This window comes from Nonlabens agnitus, assembly GCF_002994045.1.
GTDB lineage: Bacteria > Bacteroidota > Bacteroidia > Flavobacteriales > Flavobacteriaceae > Nonlabens > Nonlabens agnitus.
Map to the genome: position 1 here is coordinate 3,086,162 of NZ_MQUC01000003.1, position 21,200 is coordinate 3,107,361.

At 41.5% G+C, this 21,200-nt stretch carries 18 protein-coding genes; 9 read left to right on the forward strand and 9 right to left on the reverse strand.

Going from position 1 to position 21,200, the window contains the following annotated elements:
- Nucleotides 1-2 precede the first annotated feature (2 nt).
- From pruA to BST86_RS14230, 4 genes are all read right to left on the reverse strand, one after another.
- Nucleotides 3-1,631, reverse strand: coding sequence for an L-glutamate gamma-semialdehyde dehydrogenase (gene pruA, locus BST86_RS14215; protein ID WP_055411864.1), 1,629 nt, complete (start codon nucleotides 1,629-1,631; stop codon nucleotides 3-5).
- A 287-nt stretch (nucleotides 1,632-1,918) separates the two neighbouring features.
- Nucleotides 1,919-2,305, reverse strand: a complete 387-nt coding sequence (gene apaG / locus BST86_RS14220; protein ID WP_105983828.1) for a Co2+/Mg2+ efflux protein ApaG — start codon at nucleotides 2,303-2,305, stop codon at nucleotides 1,919-1,921.
- Complete coding sequence (locus BST86_RS14225) at nucleotides 2,305-3,474, reverse strand: DUF3667 domain-containing protein (RefSeq protein WP_105983829.1); 1,170 nt, start codon at nucleotides 3,472-3,474, stop codon at nucleotides 2,305-2,307. Before BST86_RS14225 ends, apaG begins: the two co-directional genes overlap by 1 nt.
- Before the next feature lie 27 nt (nucleotides 3,475-3,501).
- The gene (locus tag BST86_RS14230) at nucleotides 3,502-4,758 is read right to left on the reverse strand and encodes a type IX secretion system plug protein (RefSeq protein WP_105983830.1); all 1,257 of its coding nucleotides are present in this window, start codon (nucleotides 4,756-4,758) and stop codon (nucleotides 3,502-3,504) included.
- 180 nt (nucleotides 4,759-4,938) lie between these two features.
- On the opposite strand from BST86_RS14230, the gene BST86_RS14235 reads away from it, so the two are divergent.
- From BST86_RS14235 to nqrF, 6 genes are read left to right on the forward strand one after another with little or no spacing between them, the layout of a single operon-like run.
- Nucleotides 4,939-6,282: a Na(+)-translocating NADH-quinone reductase subunit A gene (locus BST86_RS14235; RefSeq protein ID WP_105983831.1), complete on the forward strand. Its 1,344-nt coding sequence runs from the start codon at nucleotides 4,939-4,941 to the stop codon at nucleotides 6,280-6,282.
- Nucleotides 6,283-6,285: 3 nt separating this feature from the next.
- Nucleotides 6,286-7,671 (forward strand): NADH:ubiquinone reductase (Na(+)-transporting) subunit B, encoded by a 1,386-nt coding sequence (locus BST86_RS14240; protein ID WP_105983832.1) that lies wholly within the window; start codon nucleotides 6,286-6,288, stop codon nucleotides 7,669-7,671.
- A gap of 3 nt (nucleotides 7,672-7,674) precedes the next feature.
- Nucleotides 7,675-8,400: a Na(+)-translocating NADH-quinone reductase subunit C gene (locus BST86_RS14245; RefSeq protein WP_105983833.1), complete on the forward strand. Its 726-nt coding sequence runs from the start codon at nucleotides 7,675-7,677 to the stop codon at nucleotides 8,398-8,400.
- A gap of 51 nt (nucleotides 8,401-8,451) precedes the next feature.
- Nucleotides 8,452-9,150 carry an NADH:ubiquinone reductase (Na(+)-transporting) subunit D gene (locus BST86_RS14250; protein WP_055411871.1) on the forward strand — a complete coding sequence of 233 codons (699 nt, stop codon included), beginning with the start codon at nucleotides 8,452-8,454 and terminating at the stop codon, nucleotides 9,148-9,150.
- 19 nt (nucleotides 9,151-9,169) lie between these two features.
- On the forward strand, nucleotides 9,170-9,787 hold the full coding sequence (nqrE, locus tag BST86_RS14255; RefSeq protein WP_055411872.1) for an NADH:ubiquinone reductase (Na(+)-transporting) subunit E: 618 nt from the start codon (nucleotides 9,170-9,172) through the stop codon (nucleotides 9,785-9,787).
- 19 nt (nucleotides 9,788-9,806) lie between these two features.
- Nucleotides 9,807-11,108 (forward strand): NADH:ubiquinone reductase (Na(+)-transporting) subunit F, encoded by a 1,302-nt coding sequence (gene nqrF / locus BST86_RS14260; RefSeq protein ID WP_105983834.1) that lies wholly within the window; start codon nucleotides 9,807-9,809, stop codon nucleotides 11,106-11,108.
- A 431-nt stretch (nucleotides 11,109-11,539) separates the two neighbouring features.
- Here the strand turns inward: nqrF and BST86_RS14265 are convergent, their stop codons facing one another.
- From BST86_RS14265 to BST86_RS14275, 3 genes are all read right to left on the reverse strand, one after another.
- The gene (locus tag BST86_RS14265) at nucleotides 11,540-12,856 is read right to left on the reverse strand and encodes a sugar MFS transporter (protein WP_105983835.1); all 1,317 of its coding nucleotides are present in this window, start codon (nucleotides 12,854-12,856) and stop codon (nucleotides 11,540-11,542) included.
- 95 nt (nucleotides 12,857-12,951) lie between these two features.
- A complete protein-coding gene (locus BST86_RS14270) occupies nucleotides 12,952-13,926 on the reverse strand; it encodes a glycosylasparaginase (protein ID WP_105983836.1) in 975 nt (324 codons plus the stop codon).
- Between the two features lie 3 nt (nucleotides 13,927-13,929).
- Entirely contained in the window at nucleotides 13,930-16,869 is a 2,940-nt protein-coding gene (locus tag BST86_RS14275) for a GH92 family glycosyl hydrolase (RefSeq protein WP_105983837.1), read from the reverse strand.
- Nucleotides 16,870-16,961: 92 nt separating this feature from the next.
- Between BST86_RS14275 and BST86_RS14280 the strand changes: the two genes are divergently transcribed.
- Nucleotides 16,962-17,324 (forward strand): hypothetical protein, encoded by a 363-nt coding sequence (locus BST86_RS14280; protein WP_055411877.1) that lies wholly within the window; start codon nucleotides 16,962-16,964, stop codon nucleotides 17,322-17,324.
- Here the strand turns inward: BST86_RS14280 and BST86_RS14285 are convergent.
- The gene (locus tag BST86_RS14285) at nucleotides 17,321-18,106 is read right to left on the reverse strand and encodes an SDR family NAD(P)-dependent oxidoreductase (RefSeq protein ID WP_105983838.1); all 786 of its coding nucleotides are present in this window, start codon (nucleotides 18,104-18,106) and stop codon (nucleotides 17,321-17,323) included. The genes BST86_RS14280 and BST86_RS14285 overlap by 4 nt on opposite strands.
- A 137-nt stretch (nucleotides 18,107-18,243) precedes the next feature.
- On the opposite strand from BST86_RS14285, the gene BST86_RS14290 reads away from it, so the two are divergent.
- On the forward strand, nucleotides 18,244-19,290 hold the full coding sequence (locus BST86_RS14290) for an FAD:protein FMN transferase (RefSeq protein WP_105983839.1): 1,047 nt from the start codon (nucleotides 18,244-18,246) through the stop codon (nucleotides 19,288-19,290).
- On the opposite strand, the gene BST86_RS14295 is transcribed toward BST86_RS14290, so the two are convergent.
- Entirely contained in the window at nucleotides 19,280-20,044 is a 765-nt protein-coding gene (locus BST86_RS14295; protein ID WP_172443359.1) for a class I SAM-dependent methyltransferase, read from the reverse strand. The two genes, BST86_RS14290 and BST86_RS14295, sit on opposite strands and share 11 nt — an antisense overlap.
- 232 nt (nucleotides 20,045-20,276) lie before the next feature.
- On the opposite strand from BST86_RS14295, the gene BST86_RS14300 reads away from it, so the two are divergent.
- On the forward strand, nucleotides 20,277-21,179 hold the full coding sequence (locus tag BST86_RS14300; RefSeq protein WP_105983841.1) for a DUF6268 family outer membrane beta-barrel protein: 903 nt from the start codon (nucleotides 20,277-20,279) through the stop codon (nucleotides 21,177-21,179).
- The last annotated feature ends 21 nt before the right edge of the window (nucleotides 21,180-21,200 follow it).

Genomic DNA, 21,200 nt, shown 5'->3' on the forward strand with positions numbered 1-21,200 from the left:
AGTTACTCACCCATAAACGGATAGCGATAATCCGTTGGGGTTACAAAGGTTTCCTTGATCATACGTGGAGAAACCCAACGTAGCAAGTTCAGTTTTGAACCAGCCTTGTCGTTGGTTCCTGATGCTCTCGCACCACCGAAGGGCTGTTGTCCAACCACGGCACCTGTACACTTATCATTCAAATAGAAGTTACCGGCACAATTTTCCAATGCTCTGGTAGCTTGATTCAATGCATAACGATCTTGTGCAAGAATAGCACCCGTCAAGGCATAAATACTCGTCTCATCTACTAGTTTCAAGGTTTCTTCCCACTTGCTGTCTTCATAGACATAAATCGTAATCACAGGACCAAAGAGTTCTGTCTCCATCGTTTCATAATTAGGATCTGTCGTCACGATCACGGTAGGTTCTACGAACCATCCTTCACTCTTATCATAACCACCGCCAAAAACGATTTCTGCTTTCTTGCTTTTCTTCGCTCGGTCGATGTAAGAAGCTAACTTGTCAAAAGAGCCTTCATGAATTACAGCCGTCATGAAATTGGTCATATCTGCTGGTGATCCCATCTTGATGCTCTCGATATCTTTCCCTATCAACTCTTTAACTTCTGGCCAGATGGTTTTTGATATGTAAGCTCTAGAGGCGGCACTACATTTTTGACCTTGGAATTCAAAAGCTCCACGCACGATAGCGGTAGCTACCTGTGCAGGAACGGCTGTTTTGTGAGCCACGATAAAGTCTTTCCCACCAGTTTCACCAACGATACGTGGATAAGTTTTATACGTATTGATATTTTGCCCTATTTGAGACCATATATCTTTAAATACCGATGTAGATCCTGTAAAGTGCACACCTGCAAAATCCGCATGAGTCAAAACTTCTTTAGTCATCATCACTGGTTCTGCATTCACCATGTTGATCACACCATCAGGAACTCCAGCTTCTTTGAAGATCTCCATTATGACGTTTGCACTCAACATCTGGTGGTCACTAGGTTTCCACACACAAACGTTACCCATAAGAGCGGCACTTGCAGGCAAGTTACCGGCAATCGCGGTAAAGTTGAATGGGCTTATACAGTAGATAAAACCTTCTAATGGGCGGTATTCCAGTCTATTCCAGGCGCCAGAAGTGGATTCTGGTTGCTCTGCATAGATCTCGGTCATGTATTCCACATTGAATCTTAAAAAGTCAACCAGCTCACACGCGCTATCGATTTCTGCTTGAAAAACGGTTTTGGATTGGTTTACCATGGTTGCCGCATTAATGCGAGCACGGTACGGTCCAGCAATAAGCTCTGCAGCTTTAAGGAAAATACCAGCACGTTGTTCCCATGGCAGTTGAGACCACTCTTTGCGAGCTTCCAAAGCGGTAGAAATAGCTTTTTGAACCTCTTTTTTACCAGCTCTATGGTAAGTTCCCACTACTTTCTTGTGATCGTGTGGTGGTCTTATCTCGCCGGTGTCTTTGGTTTTGATTTCCTCGCCGCCTATGTAAACGGGCACTTCGGTAGTTGTGTTATAAAAATCTTGGTATGCCTTAAGAACTTCCTCGCGCTCTGGAGTGCCTGGTGCATATGATAGAATCGGCTCGTTAATGGCCACTGGTACATTGAAAAATCCTTTTCCCATGATTGTATTTTTCTCGGTTTAAAATTTGGCTGTGAAAATACAAAATAGAGACGGCAATGCCTTTTTATAAACCTAAACTTACGTTTAAGTCTCAACCGATTGTGATTCGTATTCGGAAGAATTTCTACGACATCTTGTGTAAGCACTATGTCAAATAGTTGCAAGAAGATTGATTTTAGTACGCTTTCGCGAAAGCGTATCCTTCAAAATCATCTAAAAAAGTAAAAGCTGTCGATTTTTTACTAAAGCATTTTGCAGTTTACCGCAACTTAGATCTGATCTAAAGTTTAATTCAAGGCAAATGGCGCGCTTAGCTTGAACTTGGGAATATTTACGGCAAAGTGTCTCGCCGAGCTAAAATTGACCATAGTATATGTGCCGCTCATACTACCAAAGGGCGATGCCAGCAAACAGCCGCTGTTGTAAGTGTGTGATTCACCAGGTTTGAGAACAGGTTTTTTGCCTATCACCCCTTCACCGTCAATATGCTCTGTGCGGCTCAAACTATCCTTGATCTTCCAGTGGCGAGAGGTGAGCTGGACGCTGTCCTTGCTTTGGTTCTCAATGGTAATGTTGTAGCCAAAGGCGAAGTGCATCTTATAATTCTTATAAAATGTACCCTGGAAAGACGTGCGCACCGTGATCTTGATGCCTCTGGTAATTTGCTGTAACATTATACGCTTAAAAAAATACTCACTATTACAAACAAGGAGCTGCTTGCCAGTATAAGAATTAAAAATACAAAATTTATCATTAGAAATTTCAAGATCGTCTTAAATCGTCCCTGTTTATAAAAATTGCGCATCGCCTTATATAGATAGAAGGGTCCAATAAGCGTAAAGAAAATGCTTGCTAGAATGTTACTCTCAAAAAATGCAAACTCTGCCAGCATGAAATAGAAGGAAAGGAATATAAAGGTGAACAGGTGAAAGTTGAACACCATGTGCTCCATATAGGTAAAGTTGCGCCTTGCGTATAGCAACCAGAAGATGAGGCTCAAAGCTGGCGCAAAGAAGAATAGAAACAAGGGTATTTTAGGCAACAGAATATCTGATAAAGTGATAGGGTTGGAGAAAACGTCCTGCAATTTAGACGCCTTGCGATATCTAAAAACATTTGAATTATCCTTGCGATGGCCTAATTGTTCCAGAGCTTCTGTGGCGGTTGTGTTGCGATGGTCGTCATAGAAGTTGGCATAACTTTCAATTTGATTGATGTACCGCGGTATAAAAGACATCGAGTCCAGCTCTGCCTGACTAGTGTACGAGTCGCGGCCTAACTTTAATGAGGTCGTGTCTTTTTCAAACTCTTCAATGGCTTTATCTGTGACAAATTTTTGAATAGGCGATCCGTTTTTACTGATGGAATCCTGGATCTCTTTCATTTGTCTAAGCAGATCCTGTTTGTTTTGGACGGTACTGTCAATCTTGAGTTGGAACAAGCCAGCCTCTGCCGTGTTTTCATTATTGTCTTCAGAGATTTGAATGGGAGCCATGGTCTCTGGAGCCATTTTGATGCTGAATTGTAATAGCAAAAAGAATACTATACTCACGGTAAGAAAAAACCTAAATGGATTGGCATATCGTGTTCTGCGGCCTGCGCAATATTCTTGAGTAACCTTTCCTGGTCTTATGAGTATTCCACTTATTGTCCTCCAGATGCGATTATCATAGGAGATAAAGTTTGACAAAAACTCACTGAAAAAATCAAATAGCGATAAGCGTTTCTTTGAATTGATCTGGCCGCACTGGTGACAATACTTATCTGCCTTTTCAAGAGGTGTATCGCAATTGAGGCATTTCTCACTGCGATACTCTGGCAATAATCTTACTGGTAAGCTCATGATCGATGGTTGGTCGATCAAATATAATTAATTGGAAATATTGGCGCTATTGCCAGAACCGTAACCTATCAACTGGTCATAACGGCCGCCAGGCTCGCGGTAGTAGGCTAGAACGGTGTATTCATTTTCGGTTTGCCATTTGTTGCCGCTTATCAATCCTGGCAGTTCGATGCCATTTTCATCAATCACTGTATATCTGTAATTGTAAAAACCTTGCTTGAGCAACATGGTCACTTCGTACAAATTAGTCTGCGGATTAAAAGTCATCAAATTCTCATCCTGATACTGGTGACCGTTGTAATTACCGGTAACAAAAACACTGGAATTTTCTGGAAGAACCGCTAATGAGTCCAGCTTGAAGTGCACCTTAAGATATTCTGCTTGAATGTCATTATCCTCATTAGTGGTTGTAGTTACCAGAAAGTTGCCATTGATATCAGGAAAATATGTGTATTCCTGATAGAGTCGTGAGGCATCTATAAAAAGAAAGGATTCATACAATTCATTGCGACGTACATAATCGATATTGACATTAGGTGATCTAAAATCCCTGTTTTCAAAATTGAGGTATTCATTTCCAGCCCAAAATGACGTTGGCCCATCATAATCATACAATTGTTTGTTGCCTAGATTAAATTGTGGCTGGATGTTATAGATCGCAGTGTTGAGGTCGCTATTTTGAATGATGGCAACCTTAAGGTTTTCCTTTGGGTTAATGAAATTGATCTGTTCAGAATCTACAAAAAACTCCACGCGCTGCTTGACCGATACAAATTTGAGATCTCGAGCGCGTCTAATGGCAACACCTACCAGCGACTTGTCATCCAGCAACATGAATTTTCTGGAAAAGATCAATTCGCGGTCGTCATTGTAAAAATGGATCATGTAATTGCCACTTACGGTAAGCGCGGTAGTAAATTGATTGGGAATGGTCAACTCATAATGTGAGTAGGATTGAAGTGTGGTAAAAGAGTTGCGATAGTTAAGAATGCGCCTGTCATCCACACCTCTCAAAAATTCGTTTTTAAAAAGAGCGCTAGGCTTCCAGTCATAATCGTAGTGCTCGATCTGGTAAAAATAATCCGCTTCATCGCCTATGATATCGTCAAAACTAATGTTGATGGTTTCTCCCAGTTTGTAGACCGGCACCATATTTTCTGGTGGTTTATTAAAGGTAACCGTCTTGACGTAGTCAGGATCATTGACTAGGTCTGAAAGTTCTTGCGCTTCCGCGAAAGCGGAACAAAAAACCATTGTAATGAACATGAAAATAAACGACCTCATAGAATGAAAATTGGCTGGATAAATATAAATCAAAAACCTTTGGCAATCAGGTTGCCAAAGCAGTGCCAAAGCAACTTTAGGTAACTATTTAGAAGTAATCTAAATAAAATCCACAAGTTCAACTGAAACCTTTATTACTTAAATTTGCAGACTCAAAAAAGGACTAAATCCATTCATCCTATGTCAAAGGACATTAGAGTTAGAAAAGGGCTCGACCTCAAGCTCAAAGGCGTGGCAGACAAATCAATTGTCGATGCACCACGATCTAGCGTTTACGCGATCAAACCATTAGATTTTCACGCGGTAGTTCCCAAGCTTGTGCTTAAGGAAGGTGCAAAGGTCAAAGCTGGTGAAACCATTTTTTATTCCAAATACGACGAGCCTGTAAAGTTTGTGGCGCCGGTAAGCGGTACCATTACTGAGGTGGTTAGAGGTGCCAAAAGGCGCATTCTAGAGGTGCGTATCACTGCAGATGCTGTTGATGAGCATGTTGATTTTGGTAAAATGGATCCCAATACAGCAGAAGCTGCAGCGGTTAAAACCAGGATTTTGGAAGGTGGCTGCTGGCCATTTATCATTCAGCGTCCTTACGACATTGTTGCCAGTTCTGAAGATACGCCTAAGTCTATTTTTATTTCTGCCTACACTACAGCGCCACTTGCTGGTGATGTGGATTTTATTGTGTCTGGTAAAAAGGAAGCTTTTCAAGCAGGAGTTGATGCGCTTAGTAAACTAACAAGTGGTGATGTGCATATAGGTGTTGGCAAGGATTCAAAACTAGGATCGATTACAAATGCTGTCGTACATAAAGTGAAAGGACCGCACCCAGCAGGTAACGCAGGTGTTCAAATTCATAAGATTGATCCAATCAATTTTGGTGAGAAGGTTTGGGTTGTTGGAGCAGAAGATGTTGCTACCATTGGTAATCTTTTCTTGACTGGTCAATTCCATGGAGAACGCACAGTAGCACTAGCGGGATCTGAAGTAGCTGATTCGGATCGTAAATATTATAGAACGATCATAGGTGCCAACGTTTCTACATTGGTTTCTAATGTAAATACTAACGAAACTAGAATCATTTCTGGTGATGTGTTAACAGGAGATAAACTTGACAACAATCAATTCCTGAATTTCTATTATAACACCGTAACCCTTATTCCAGAAGGTAATGAATATGCCTTATTGGGATGGTTGCCATTCACTAGAAATAATATTCCAAGTATCTCTGGAACTTCCCTGTCTTGGATGAAAGGTGGTCGCAGCAAAGTCGACACAAACCTTAACGGTGAGGAGCGCGCCTTAGTGGTGACTGGTGAGATGGAAGAAGTGTTGCCTATGGATATTTATCCTATGCAATTGATCAAAGCCTGTATGGCAGGAGATATTGAAAAAATGGAAAACCTAGGGATCTATGAAGTAGCTCCAGAGGATTTTGCCCTTGTAGATTATATTAACACATCAAAGTTAGAGGCTCAAGAAGTAATACGTTTGGGTCTAGATTTAATGATAACTGAAGTAGGATAAACTATGAAATGGCTTAGAAATAAATTAGATCAGGCTAGAAAACCTTTCGAACCTGGCGAGAAGTATGAAAAGTTTGCTCCGGCAATCAATGCTTTTGATACGTTCTTATTTACTCCCAACCATACCACTCAAAAGGGAGCGCACATACGTGACGTGTCAGATTTGAAGCGTACGATGATTACTGTGGTCTTGGCGCTTATTCCAGCTTTGATCTTTGGAATGTGGAATAGTGGTGCGCAGTATTTGTATCAAGAACGCGGTCTTTCCAGTGTTCTAGATGTTCCATTTATGGATGCATTTGTAGAAGGAGCCATCTTAGTGTTGCCTTTGATTATTGTATCCTATGTAGTAGGATTGACGATAGAATTCATTTTTGCCATCTATAGAGGTCACGAGGTGAACGAAGGTTACCTAGTAACAGGTCTTTTGATTCCTATGATTTTCCCAGTAGATATCCCATTATGGATGCTTGCGTTATCTGTAGCTTTTGCCGTACTAATAGGTAAGGAAGCTTTTGGTGGTACGGGAATGAACATTCTGAATCCAGCGTTGACAGCAAGAGCCTTTGCGTTTTTCGCATATCCTCTTTATATGTCTGGTAACGCCATCTGGGTTCATGAAGGGTCTACAGATGCTGTTTCTGGAGAAACAATTCTTGGTGCTCTAGCAAGTGGAAGTTATGATGGGCAGATTAGTGGTGCTGCGAGTAATGCAGTAGCTTTTTCCAACCCAGCTGCAGAGGCAGGAACTTCGGTTCTAGCAGGTATTGATTTTTATGACATGTTCATGGGATTCATTCCAGGATCTGTCGCAGAAACTTCTGCATTGATGATTATCATAGGCGCCATCATTTTGATAGCTACTAAAGTTGGTAGTTGGAGAATCATATTAGGTGGTTTGATAGGTGGTGTTGTAATGGGTCTTATTTTCAACTTCTTTGGAGGATTGGGAGAAGACTTTGTGACGCAACTGGTCGATAGTGGTAGAATCACGATGGATCAAGTATTGAACGATGCAGGCGCTGTCGCCGCTCTAGAATTGGGTGGATGGGATGCAACACTGTTGGAAATGGGGACAAATCAATTGTTCAACTTTCCGTTCTACCAGCATCTTGTAGTAGGTAGTATCTTATTTGGTATTGTCTTTATGGCAACAGATCCAGTTAGTGCTGCGCAGACTACTAAAGGGAAATGGATTTACGGTATCTTGATAGGATTCTTCGGGTTGTTGATACGTATTTTCAACCCAGCATATCCAGAAGGAATCATGCTTGCCATTCTTCTACTAAACGTATTCGCACCAACTATTGATCACTACGTGATTCAAGGAAACGTGAATAAAAGAAAGAAACGATTGAAAAAAGCTAAAGTTCAACTTCAAGCAGCTTAAGAAATGGATAGAAATTCAAATGCATACACGTTCATATTTGCCATCATCCTGGTGGCAGTAGTGGCAAGTGCACTGGCTTTTGCAGCAACAAACCTGCAACCAGCACAAGCTGAAAACGTGAAACAAGAAAAAATGCAGAACATTCTCGCTACGGTAGGTATCGAGACGACGAGGGATTCTGCAGAGGCACTGTTTAACAAGTACATTGTAGAGCAAGTAGCGCTTAACGATCAAGGTAAAGAGCGTACTGATGTGGATGCTTTTACGGTAGACCTCAAAAAGGAACTTAAAAAACCGGTAGAAGAGCAAGCATACCCTTTATATGTCGCAGATGTTGAAGGCTCGCAATACTATATCGTACCATTGAGAGGGAAAGGTCTTTGGGATGCCATCTGGGGTTATGTAGCCCTTAAGGATGACGTGAATACCATCAAAGGTGCCGTATTTGATCACAAGGGTGAAACTCCAGGTTTAGGAGCAGAGATCACTCAAGGTTGGTTCAAGAAGCGTTTTGATGATGAGAAGATCATGGACGAATCTGGGAACTTCATTGGTGTATCAGTAGCCAAAGGTTATCAAGGTGGTGACAATAAGGATGACAATGCCGTGGACGCAATCGCTGGTGCTACGATCACCGGTGATGGTGTGACAGACATGATTTCTGAAAGATTGCAACGTTACCTTCCATACTTCAAAGAAAAAACCAACGTAAAAGTAGCAATGCAGTAAATCTGCTTTTGATGATTACGCTTTCGCGAAAGCGAACTAAATAAACACCTCATGGCTCAAAATAAAGAATCAAAAAAACAAGGACTTATCCTCTTCCTGTCTGATACAGAAGAGCGCGAAGGCCTACTGGGTAAGAAAAACCGTAAACTGTTATCTGATCCCTTAACTGACAATAACCCTATTACCGTACAGGTTTTGGGAATCTGTTCTGCCCTTGCGATTACGGTACAATTGAAACCGGCCATCGTTATGAGTATTGCCGTAATGGCGGTAATGGCGTTTAGTAACATGATTATTTCCGCATTGCGTAATTTAATACCATCTCGTATCAGGATTATCGTGCAACTGGTAGTTGTTGCTGCTCTAGTAATCCTTGTTGACCAAGTGTTAAGAGCTTATGCCTATGACGTGTCCAAAGAGTTATCGGTTTTCGTTGGACTGATTATTACCAACTGTATCGTGATGGGTCGTTTGGAAGCATTTGCCTTAGGAAATGGCGTTTATAAATCCTTTCTTGATGGAATAGGTAATGCTGCTGGATACGCATTTATCTTGATTCTTGTGGCTTTCTTTAGAGAACTATTAGGTGCTGGTAAATTGCTAGGATTCGAGGTGATACCAGAATCTTTTTATGAATTTGGTTATGAGAACAACGGTTTGATGTTGTTATCTCCTATGGCATTGATCACGGTAGGTATCATTATATGGGTACAACGCAGCCGCAACAGAACATTAATAGAACAGAATTAATCATACTAAGAATTAGAAAATGGAATTAATCAATCTCGCTGTAAGAAGTATTTTCATTGAGAACATGGTCTTCGCCTATTTCTTAGGGATGTGTTCTTATCTAGCCGTTTCAAAATCGGTTAAAACTGCTGTAGGACTTGGTGCTGCTGTAGTATTCGTACTAGGTATTACCGTACCTATTAACTGGTTGCTTGATACCTATCTATTAAAGCCAGGCGCTTTGACCTGGACAGGTATGGAAAATGCAGCTAACATTGACTTAAGTTTCTTGAGTTTTATCATGTTTATCGCGGTGATCGCGAGTATGGTACAACTGGTAGAAATGGTGGTAGAGCGTTTTGCTCCAGCATTATATGGAGCTCTTGGTATTTTCCTACCGTTGATCGCGGTAAACTGTGCGATTCTAGGTGGATCATTATTTATGCAACAAAAAGACTTTTCAGGTATTGATGAGGCTGCGGTTTATGGAATAGGGTCTGGTTTTGGATTCTTCCTTGCCATTCTAGCCATTGCCGCTATACGTGAAAAAATATCTTATTCAAACGTTCCTGCGCCACTGCGTGGTTTGGGAATCACTTTTATTATTACGGGACTTATGGCTCTAGGGTTCATGAGTTTTATGGGAATTGAAATTTAACATTTAGAAAGAACGATTCATGGATTCTAACTTGCTTACCATACTTGCCAGTGTAGCTATATTCTTGACACTAATATTGTTGTTAGTAGTCTTGTTGCTTTCGGCAAAATCAAAATTGCTCCCATCTGGTCCCGTGACGATCAATGTAAACGGAGAAAAAGACATTACCACAGGATCTGGAGGAACGCTTCTGGGAACCTTGGGTGATAACAAACTGTTCTTACCATCTGCCTGTGGTGGTGGTGGAACTTGCGTACAATGTAAATGTGTCGTGACTGAAGGTGGTGGTTCTATTCTACCAACTGAGGTGCCACACTTCACGCGTAAAGAAATTGCCGCTGGATGGAGATTGGGATGTCAGGTTAAGGTTAAACAAGACATGAAGATCGAGATTCCAGAGGAAGTTTTTGGTATCAAGAAATGGGAAGCTACAGTAGTTCGTAACTACAACGTGGCATCTTTTATTAAGGAGTTTGTAGTAGAACTTCCAGAAGATATGGATTATGAAGCTGGTGGTTATATCCAGATCGAGATCCCTAAGTGTGAAGTGAGATATGAAGATATCGACATCACGGCGCACCCAGAAGAGCACGATTCACCAGATAAGTTTAAAGCAGAATGGGATAAGTTCAACTTATGGCCATTAGTAATGAAAAACCCTGAAACAGTAGAAAGAGCTTACTCCATGGCCTCTTTCCCTGCAGAAGGTCGTGAGATCATGCTTAACGTACGTATTGCTACGCCACCATGGGATCGCGCTAAGAACGGCTGGATGGATGTAAATCCTGGAATCGCTAGTTCATACATTTTTAATCAAAAGGAAGGAGACAAGGTTATCGTTTCTGGACCTTATGGAGAATTCTTTATCAATCACTCAGATGCAGAAATGCTTTATGTAGGTGGTGGAGCTGGAATGGCACCAATGAGATCTCACTTATATGAACTTTTCAAAACTTTGAAAACCGATCGTAAGGTGACGTATTGGTACGGTGGACGTTCAAAGCGTGAGTTGTTCTATATCGAGCACTTCCGTTCATTAGAGCGTGAATTCCCAAACTTTAAGTTTTACCTAGCGCTTTCTGAGCCTATGGAAGAAGACAACTGGAAAGTGAAAGAAAGCATCGATGATGAGTCAGGTGATGGATTCGTTGGATTCATTCACCAGGTGGTAATAGATCAGTATTTAAGCAAGCACGAGGCTCCTGAAGATATAGAGGTTTACTTCTGTGGACCGCCATTGATGAATAACGCCGTAGGTAAGATGGCAGAGGACTTCGGTGTACCGCCAGAGAACATACGTTTTGATGACTTTGGAGGATAATCTTTAAATTATTTCGCTTTCCGCCTGCCTGACGCAGGCAGGAAAGCGTAACATTAAAAAATCCCGATCTAAACAGATCGGGATTTTTTATTACTTAAATGCATCACCTTATGAGTTGTCATACTGACGCTGGTCAGCATTTCCTATAGATCTTTCTGCTGTTTAATTAGTTCCCATGCTTATGTGAAGGGAATTTTGCTGCACAGAGCTTATCTAGAAGTAGGTATTATTGCTAGTAAATAAATTTTGAGTGTTAGGCGAGTTACAATTTTGCTCTAATTTAACCACTCATCAATTGTGATCAATGCTTTTATATGCCGTACAAAAGATGTATAAACTAAAATGTCACACTGAAATAGATCAGTGTGACAAATTGTATTTCAAATAGTTATCGCCAAAAAGGCAACCTTTCTGTAAATAACTTTTAAGATTTACACGGTAACAACCTCAATCTTCCTACCCTTATAAAAGGCAAAGAACATGATGTAGGCGTAACATGCCATAGGTAATAGAAATGCCAGCGCAAAGCCTAGAGAGTCGGCTAGTGCGCCAAAGCTGATGGGCACAATAGCTCCACCTACAATAGCCATACATAACAATCCAGAGGCTTGAGGTTTCAGGTCGCCCAATCCATTTAAGGTCAAGGTGAAAATCGTAGGAAACATGATGGAATTGAATAAACCAACCGCCAGAATGGACCACATGGCCAGCAAGCCGTCAGTGGATACACTTATAAGGATCATCAGAATAGCTAGAGCGGTGAATGTCATAAGCACCTTAAATGGAGCTATAAAACGCATTAAGGCAGATCCTATAAAACGACCTACCATGGCACCGGTCCAGTAGAAGAACAGGAACGCGCCTACCACGGCTTTGGCATCAATGTCGTTGATGTCTGCGTTCAGGAAAAACGAAGCGATATTCCCCATGAACTCGTTATTGCGTATGGTCTCTTCCAGATTCAGATCGATAAAATAGTTGACCAGGTAACTACCTATGGCAACCTCTGCACCTACATAGACAAAAATCCCAGCAGCTCCCATCCATACAGATCTTTTCTTGAGAAGTGCTGCATAACCACCTTTGGCAGTTTTTTGTAGTTTTGGTAACTTGATGAAAATGAAAGCCACAGCAAGCAATCCTATCAGTCCGGCAAAGAACAGAAACGGAGTTTGAACCGCACCGGCTTCAGTGATATAATAACTTTCCCGTTGAGCGTCAGTTAATGTGGTGATTTCTTGAGAGGTTAGGATTTTGTCGCTCAATAGAAATGCGGCACCAGCAATAGGAGCGATCGAGGCACCTAAAGAGTTGAATGCCTGCGCAAGATTAAGACGGCTACCTGCACCTTCTTCTGATCCCAGAACGGCTACATAAGGATTTGCGGCTACCTGCAATATGGTGATACCAGCAGCTAGCGTGAAATATCCCAACAAAAACACTCCAAAAATACGCTCTGATGATGCTGGATAAAATAACAAACAACCTATTGCCATGGTGGCAAGCCCTATGACGATTCCTTTTTTGTAACCTACTTTGGAAAGCAGGATCCCAGCAGGAATGGAAAACACAAAATAGGCCAAGAAAAAGGCAAATTGTACCAATCCAGCCTGGAAATAACTTAATTCAAAAACTTCCCTAAGCCGTGGTACCAGACTATCTACCAATACGGTGATAAAACCCCATAAAAAGAAGAGTACTGTGATAATGATAAACGGAACGGTGTAATTGGTTTTATTAGAATTCATTGGGGTAATAGGATTACTATAATTAGGTAATTAATGATTGTGGTGTTCTCGCTTTCGCGAAAGCGTAATTAAACATACTGATTTTTACCAAGTAATCAATCTTTTAGATAATATGAGGAAGGAATCTGACGATTTGTACCCTCACGATATTCCATCATAGAAAAGCCTTTATGGATGCAGAAGGAGCCTGTCTCGCCTTTTTTGTTCATGGCGATGTAGGCCACCTGGAAATCTTTATAGCCTGAATTTTTGCGTATGGTTCTCATTACAGCTTCTTCACAAGCTTTCTGCGGACTCATGCCGTTACGCATCAATTCTACTATCAAAAAGCTGCCCACAGACTTCATGATCTCTTCACCCATTCCAGTGGCGGCCGCACCACCTATTTCATTATCGATGAACAAACCAGCACCTATGATAGGAGAGTCGCCCACACGACCTTTCATTTTATAGGATAATCCAGAGGTGGAACAGGCACCAGAAATATCGCCGTTGCCATCCATACACACCATGCCTATGGTGTCGTGGTTCTCAATGTTAATGATGGGCTTGTACTGGCTGGTTTTTAACCATTCCCTATAGGCATTCTCTGAAGATTCCGTTAGCAGGTTTTCTTTTTTGAATCCTTGCTTTTCGGCAAATTCTTCGGCTCCTTTGCCTGCCAGCATGACGTGAGGAGTTTCAGTCATGACTTTTTTTGCTATTGCCGCTACGTTGGTATAATCTTCTACACAAACTACAGCGCCGCAATTACCGGTATGATCCATAACGGTGGCGTCAAGAGTCACATTTCCCTCACGGTCTGGAGCGCCACCTTTGCCAACGGTGGTGTTTTTGATATTTTCCTCTTCTACTGCCACGCCTACAATGGATGCATCTAGGGCATTCATTCCAGCATCCAGTGCTTTTCCAGCTGTCTCATTTGCAGATACAAATCCCCAAGTGCAAATGGCTATGGGATTTATTTTTTGTTTTGTCATTTTGGGTGTTTTACAAGCTAATAATTGGATGCCCATGCTCAACGCTAGGCTACCCTTGATACTGGTGGCTATAAAGTTTCTTCTTTTCAAATCTTATTCAATAGTGATTTCGTCAACAAATATCCAGGCCGTTCCTTTCATGGGAAAACCCAGATGCCACTCTGGTAACGCACCGTAGTTGGCGGCCACAACCTTTACATACCTTGCAGCCATTTTTTCAAAAGAACTATTTGCAGTATAGATCTCGCTAACTTCTTCCCTTCCTGTTTCAGGCAGTTCTATTGTTTTTGAAGTAATAACTTCTTGTTTGGAATCCAGCAGCATTATCTCCACATCTTGCGGGTAGAATATCCAACTTCTTTGTTCTTTCAGAAAATTGATACTCACCTCGTTGACGCTCTTTAGTGATCCAAGATCTACCATAATATCAAGATCTTGATTTTTAATACCCTGCCAGGCGCCAGAACGGTAATCTCTAGTTCCCTTTAAACCATCAATCAAAGCATTCTTGCCGCCTGCGCTATATTCATTAGCAAATTGATAATTAAGAGTCACAGATCGATCTGCATCATATTTGTAAAAGTCTGTTTGTATCGTGTCGCTATGAATGCCTTTATAAACCGAGTAGGTTTTTAGAAGTTGGGAGTTAGCAATAGTGATGGCAGAATCATATCTGATAAATCGCTCACCGTTGAGTGAATAATATATATCCTGATTTGAGCTGGTAGTTTCCAGTACTATCTCCGTTTGATTAGGAAAAGTGATGTCACCTTTTTTGATGAACGGTGGCGTTACAATTGAGTTATTTGTGATTCTGGTCGTTAGTGTTTGATAAAGCGAACTACCCCAAGAATCTGGAACGGTTGACATATCAAATTCCCAAAACCCACCAGCCATTAACTGTTCGTGAGTAATAAAAGCAGTATTATGTGATCTGCTATTAACCCAATCATTCGGGTCTTCGTCCATATACATGGCGTCAATATATTTTCCGCTACCGTTTTTCTTGATGGTCAACGATGTTCCATTTTCAAAATGAATCGTAGCCTTATCAAATAAGGGAGATCCTATGGCATACTGATTACTGGCTGGAGTTACCGGATAAAATCCTAGCGAGCTCAATACATACCAGGCACTCATTTGACCGCAATCTTCATTGCCGGAAATTCCGTCAGGTGTATTGGAGTATAAAGTGGTCAAGATTTCATGAACTTTTTCTTGAGTCTTTGAGGCTTTACCAACATAATTATATAAATAGGCCATATGATGGCTGGGCTCGTTGCCGTGCGCATATTGCCCGATGAGGCCGGTAATGTCTGCTTGGTTGCGACCAGAGGTTTCACGAGCAGCGGTAAATAGTTTATCTAGATGTGCTTCATAATTAGCCTCGCCACCCATTAGCTTTATGTGTCCATTGATATCTTGTGGCACATACATGGAATATTGCCAGGCATTGGCCTCAGTATAATTAAAATTGACTTCAAAAGGATCAAATGGTGAAAACCACGTATTTCTGTAGCGACCTTGAAAAAAGCCAGTTTCTGGATTGTATAGATTTTTATAGTTCTGCGCTCGTTTAATGAAAGCTTCATAGTCTGCTTTGGCACCTAACGCCTTTGCCATTTGGGCAATGGTCCAATCATCGTAGGCATATTCTAGGGTTTTGGAAACCGACTCACTTTCTTCTTCCACAGGTATGAAGCCTAATTCTTTATAAGATTTCAAACCTAAATGATCCTGCATTGCACTGTGCTTCATGGCTTCAAAGGCCGTGTCGATATCATAATTCCTGATTCCTTTGAGGTAGGCATCTGCAATAACAGGAACAGCATGGTAGCCTATCATACAACCTGTGTAATTACCGCTAAGATCCCAGATAGGCATGATGCCGCCTTCATCATATTTTGCCGTAAAGGTGTTGATATAATCGTTGGTTCTTTTTTGATCAATAATCGTGTATAACGGATGAGCGGCTCGATAGGTGTCCCACAAAGAGAAAACGGTATAGTAATCAAAATCTTTGGTTTGATGAATCTCTAGATCCATGCCTCGGTAACGACCATCTACATCTTGATAAAGATTTGGAGCCAGCATGGTATGATACAACGCTGTATAGAAGGTGCTGACTTTTTCCTCATCGCTATCTTCCACAATGATTTTAGAGAGTTCTTTTTCCCAAGCCGTCGTCGCTTCCTGGCGTACATCCTCAAAGGACTTTACTCCAATTTCCTCTTTTAGGTTATTCTTTGCTCCATCTACATCAACTGCAGAAATTCCTATTTTAATAATTACCGGTTCGTTATTTGGATTCTCAAACTCTAGCGCTCGCTTCGTGGGTGAATCACCTGCATCTTGATCCCAGTTTTTTATGGGATGCGAGGTTTGAATATAATAATACAGCATCTGCTTACTCGCCCAGGCGCTGGAGAATCTTTTTCCAGAAACCTCTGTTGCAGACTCAAGATTCAATTCATGCTCCAACAATTTATCACGATGTTCCAGGTCCAAAATCAGAAATTGATTCGTGCTATCTGGATATTGGTAGCGATGCATGCCGCTTCTGCGCGATACGGTCAGTTCCACTTCAATATTGGTGTCATCCAGATGGACGCTGTAGTATCCAGGACTCGCTTCTTCTTTTTCATGAGAAAAGGTAGAGCGGTATCCTTTCTGTCCATCGGCGCCATTGTTTAAAATGGGCTGGTTGGTGGGCATTAAAAGCACGTCGCCATAGTCGCTCACGCCAGTACCACTCAGATGCGTATGGGAAAAACCATAGATCTTATCATCGCTGTAATGGTAGCCGCTGCAGCCGTCCCAACCTTCCAGCCGTGTATCTGGACTTAATTGCATCATCCCATAAGGCATCGTGGCGCCAGGATAGGTGTGCCCATGACCGTCAGTTCCCACAAACGGATTCACATATTCCGTTACAGGTTTTGCGGCGATGGCCTCGCTAGGATCTTCAGTTTTGTCGCAGGAAATGAACCAAGCCAAAAACATGGCTATCAAACACAGCTTGCCGTATTTCATTATAAAAAATTAACGACTAAATATAGGAAATAGCTGGTGGATGAATTCGCTTTCGCGAAAGCGAACTTACCTACAGTCGTTATCTTTGTACAATGACACCGTTGACAACTCAAGAACTACATCAGCTTGCGATGAATATCGTGGGCAAGGAAATGGAGGAGCAAGGCTTTGAATTTCTGGCCGTAAATTCAAAGCCCAAAAAGGACCCGCAATTTGTGGCCCTCAAAAACAAAAAGTTACATTTTGTTGTGGTGCGCGCCATTACATACCCAGCAAATCCCGTAGAGTATGACGAGAAGTTGATGAAGACGGTTTATGATCATGCGGTAAAATATAAAGCCAGAACCTACTTTGCTGGTGTAGGTCTGGCTAATTCTAGGGATTATGACATGCCTGTCCATCATGAGGACGATTATGTGGTCAACTATGCTGGTCTGATAGAAATCAAGGATTAGATAAAATCGACGATTCCACCTTCTGCTCTTAAGGATGCACCGTTGGTGGCGCTTGATAATGGACTGGCCACATATGCCACCATATTTGCTATTTCTATAGGATCTGTAAAACGCTGTATCAAACTGGACGGTCGCTCTTCATTGAAAAAATGCTGTTCCATTTTTTCTCTATCGTGACTTCCATCATCGCTCATGTCGTCCAGCATGTCTTGAACACCGTCGGAATATGTAGGTCCAGGCAACACGCTATTTACCGTTACGGTAGAACCTTTAGTGAGTTTAGCAAGTCCTCTTGAGATGGAGAGTTGCGCTGTTTTAGTCATTCCATAATGAATCATTCCTTCGGGAATATTGAGAGCGCTCTCACTGCTTATAAATATAATCCGGCCATTTTCGTTTTTCTCCATCATCTTGGGAAATAGGGCACGACTCAAACGCACACCACTCATGACATTGATTTCAAAAAAAGACATCCAGTCTTCATCAGTAATGTCTGGAAATTCTTTACCGCCAAAAATGCCCAGGTTATTGACAAGAATGTCAATTTCGGGCAGTTTTTCAATGAAGGTATTGATAGAATTGACGTCGGCAAAATCGGCTGGCATGAAGCTTACCTTTTCATAGGTGCTAAAAGCACTTTTACTCTTATCCACGGAATCCTGACTACTACCGTGCAAGATTACCGTGGCACCTTCTTCCAATAGTTTTTGAGCGATGGCTTTTCCTATTCCTTTAGTGGATCCTGTGACGAGTGCTGTTTTCCCTTGTAGCTTTAAGTCCATTGTTTTTTATTTAAAGGTAACCTGATGGGCATGGCTGGAGAACTAACAAAAAGTTATAATAGCCGGTCAAATCTTAAATGTTTACTACCTATAGGATCGTGTGCAATTGGTAACTTTGGACATCAATCATTAAGGTTATGAAATATCTAGCAGTAATATCGTTTTTGTTTCTTTTGAGTTCGTGTAAAAAGACCGATCAGGACCTTTCTGCCACTACACAAGAGTTATACGGCAACGCCATAGGCACGACTTATTCTATCAAGTACTTTGCTAATGAGACCAAGGATCTAGAGCCTAAAGTAGATAGTCTGATTGATCTTTTTAATCAAAGTATGTCCACTTGGGTTCCAGATTCCAAAATCAACCAGATCAATGCAGGAAAGGATAGTGTAGCTGTAGGAAAGGAATTCAAGGAAGTCTTTGACTTTGCCCAAGAAATCTACCGCAAAACCGACGGCTATTTTGATCCAACTGTAGGGAATCTAGTGAATGCCTACGGCTTTGGCGCTGACGGCAAAAAGGAGAAAGTCCCGCAAGATTATCAAATCGATAGTTTGTTGCAATACGTGGGTTTTTACAAGCTGGATATGGTACCTGCCGGAAAAGAAGACCAGTACTTTGTGGAAAGCAGCCATAGTGGTATTTATCTGGAATTCAATGCGATTGCAAAAGGCACTCTGGTAGATTATATCGCCAGAATGCTAGAGAATCACGGTATCACAGATTACTTGGTAGAAGTTGGTGGCGAGGTCACCGCTGCGGGAATCAACCTTGAGAAGCAACAAGAGTGGAGTGTAGGCATTGATGATCCCACACAAGTAGCTGGCCAGAGAGAACTCGTCACTGCGGTCAAACTAAAAGATAAGGCCATGGCCGGCAGTGGCAATTACCGCAAGTTCAAGATTGATCAGGAATCTGGCAAGGAGTACGTGCATACGGTGAATCCTTTGACAGGCAAGGCAGTTCCCAGTGAGGTGCTAGGTGTCAATGTAATTGCAGAAAACTGTACGCTGGCAGATGGTTATGCCACCGCATTTATGGCGATGCCACTAGAAAAATCCAGAAGACTGCTACCAAATCTTCCTGAAATTGAAGTCCTGATCATGTATATGGGAACCGACGGCAAGCTCAAGTTTGAGACGACGCCAGGATTCAATCAGTACGTGAAACAACCTATTTTGTAACGACGGGAATGAGTTCGCCAGCCGCCAGCCGGTAATAATCGATCTTTTCTGGCGTTAAAGTTTTGGTGTAATCACAAGCTTCTACGTTGAAACCAATCTCGCGCAGGCGATCAAAATAATCCATCCCATAGATGCGTACGTGATCGTATTGACCAAAAATGCGCGCACGTTCTGCGCGATCTGTGATGGAATCGTCCTCAAAAGTTTTGGCGCGATCATTTTCCAGCGGTACCTGAAAAATGGCCTTGCCGCCAGATTTGAGAACGCGATACAATTCTTTCATGGCCGTCGCATCATAAGGAATATGTTCCAGGACATGATTACATAAAATCATGTCAAATGCGTTATCCTCAAATGGCAGGTTGCAGATATCTGCTTGAACATCTGCCAGTGGTGAATTAAGATCTGTAGTAGTGTATTGAATGAGTTCGCTTTCGCGAAAGCGATGATAAAAACATTGCTCTGGTGCAAAATGAAGCAGCTTAGTAGGTGCAGAAAACAAAGTCGTTTCTCGCTGCAAATACAGCCATAACAACCGGTGGCGCTCTAGTGATAGAGTAGAAGGTGACAGTACATTCTCGCGCACCTTGCCATACCCATAGGGTAAAAAACTGCGGAATTTCTTCCCGTCAATAGGATCTTCATAGCGATCACCACGATACCACCAGGCAAGTAAAGGCCGCACGGCATAACTCGCACTGATCAACCATGGCCGTGGTATCAAGTTGAGAAAGAATTTGAATAGTTTTTTCACTGGATGGAGAACCTTTTGAATCGAGTTAATAGATATCCTGAAGCAAAAATACATGTACTAGATTGATCTTGATCAAATGATGACAGTTTAAAGTGTCATTCTGGTTTTATTAGAGCAGCTTTATCAATTCCGTGTTTTTGTAGGTCATTTATTACCCATCGATCAGTATTTAACATTTTATTTTATTATATGATAATTACGACGTAGATTTCCATCAATTAAAATCAACTTTATGAGAAATCTTCTATTCTTCATTGCAGTGCTCTTCACAGCAAGTTTTTCTAACGCTCAGGATTATTTTGACCTATTCAAGTACTCCTATAATTATGCTGATTTAGGTAATATTGACCCAGAAACAGAGGTGGATACCGAGGTGAGCAATACCAACATTGAATTTTACTTTCCTTATCCTATATCTGCAAAGACGACCATCATTGGTGGTTTTACTTATGAGAATACAAGATTGGGTTTACAGTATAATGCAGATAGAAGTAATCTTATCATGACACGTCTCAATCTAGGTGTGAAACAGAACCATGGCAATAAATGGAGTGGAACCTATGTGTTTTTACCAAAATTTGCTTCAGACTTTGCGGGAAGCCTGGATTCACCAGATCTACAGTTGGGCGGACTCGCCTTGTTTGAAAAGCGCTATTCTAGTAGTTACAGCTTAAAATTTGGTAGTTATGTAAGTACAGAACAATTTGGTACTACTATTACTCCGCTTGTAGGGTTGTGGTACAAAAGCGAAAACGATAAGTTTTACATCAACGCGACGCTTCCTATTCGTACAGATGTCAATTACAATTTCACCGAAGATTTTAGTCTAGGTGCCAATTTGGTCACCTCTATAAAAGCCTATAATCTTCAAGAAACCGATTCGCAGTTTTATGTGCAGGAAGAAAGTATACGTTTCGGGCTTTATGCAGCTTACGCATTCTTTGATAACACGATGATCCTAAGAGGAAAAGTAGGTTATGATACTACGGACTATGGTTTATATAATCAAGGAGACACCGTTGGTGCCCAAATATTAACCTTCCAGGTTTCTGGTGACGATCGTACAAGATTGAATACAGAGTTTGATAGCTCGATCTTCTTTGGGCTTGACCTGATCTGGAGAACAGATTTGTAATTAGGTCTCCATTATAATTTC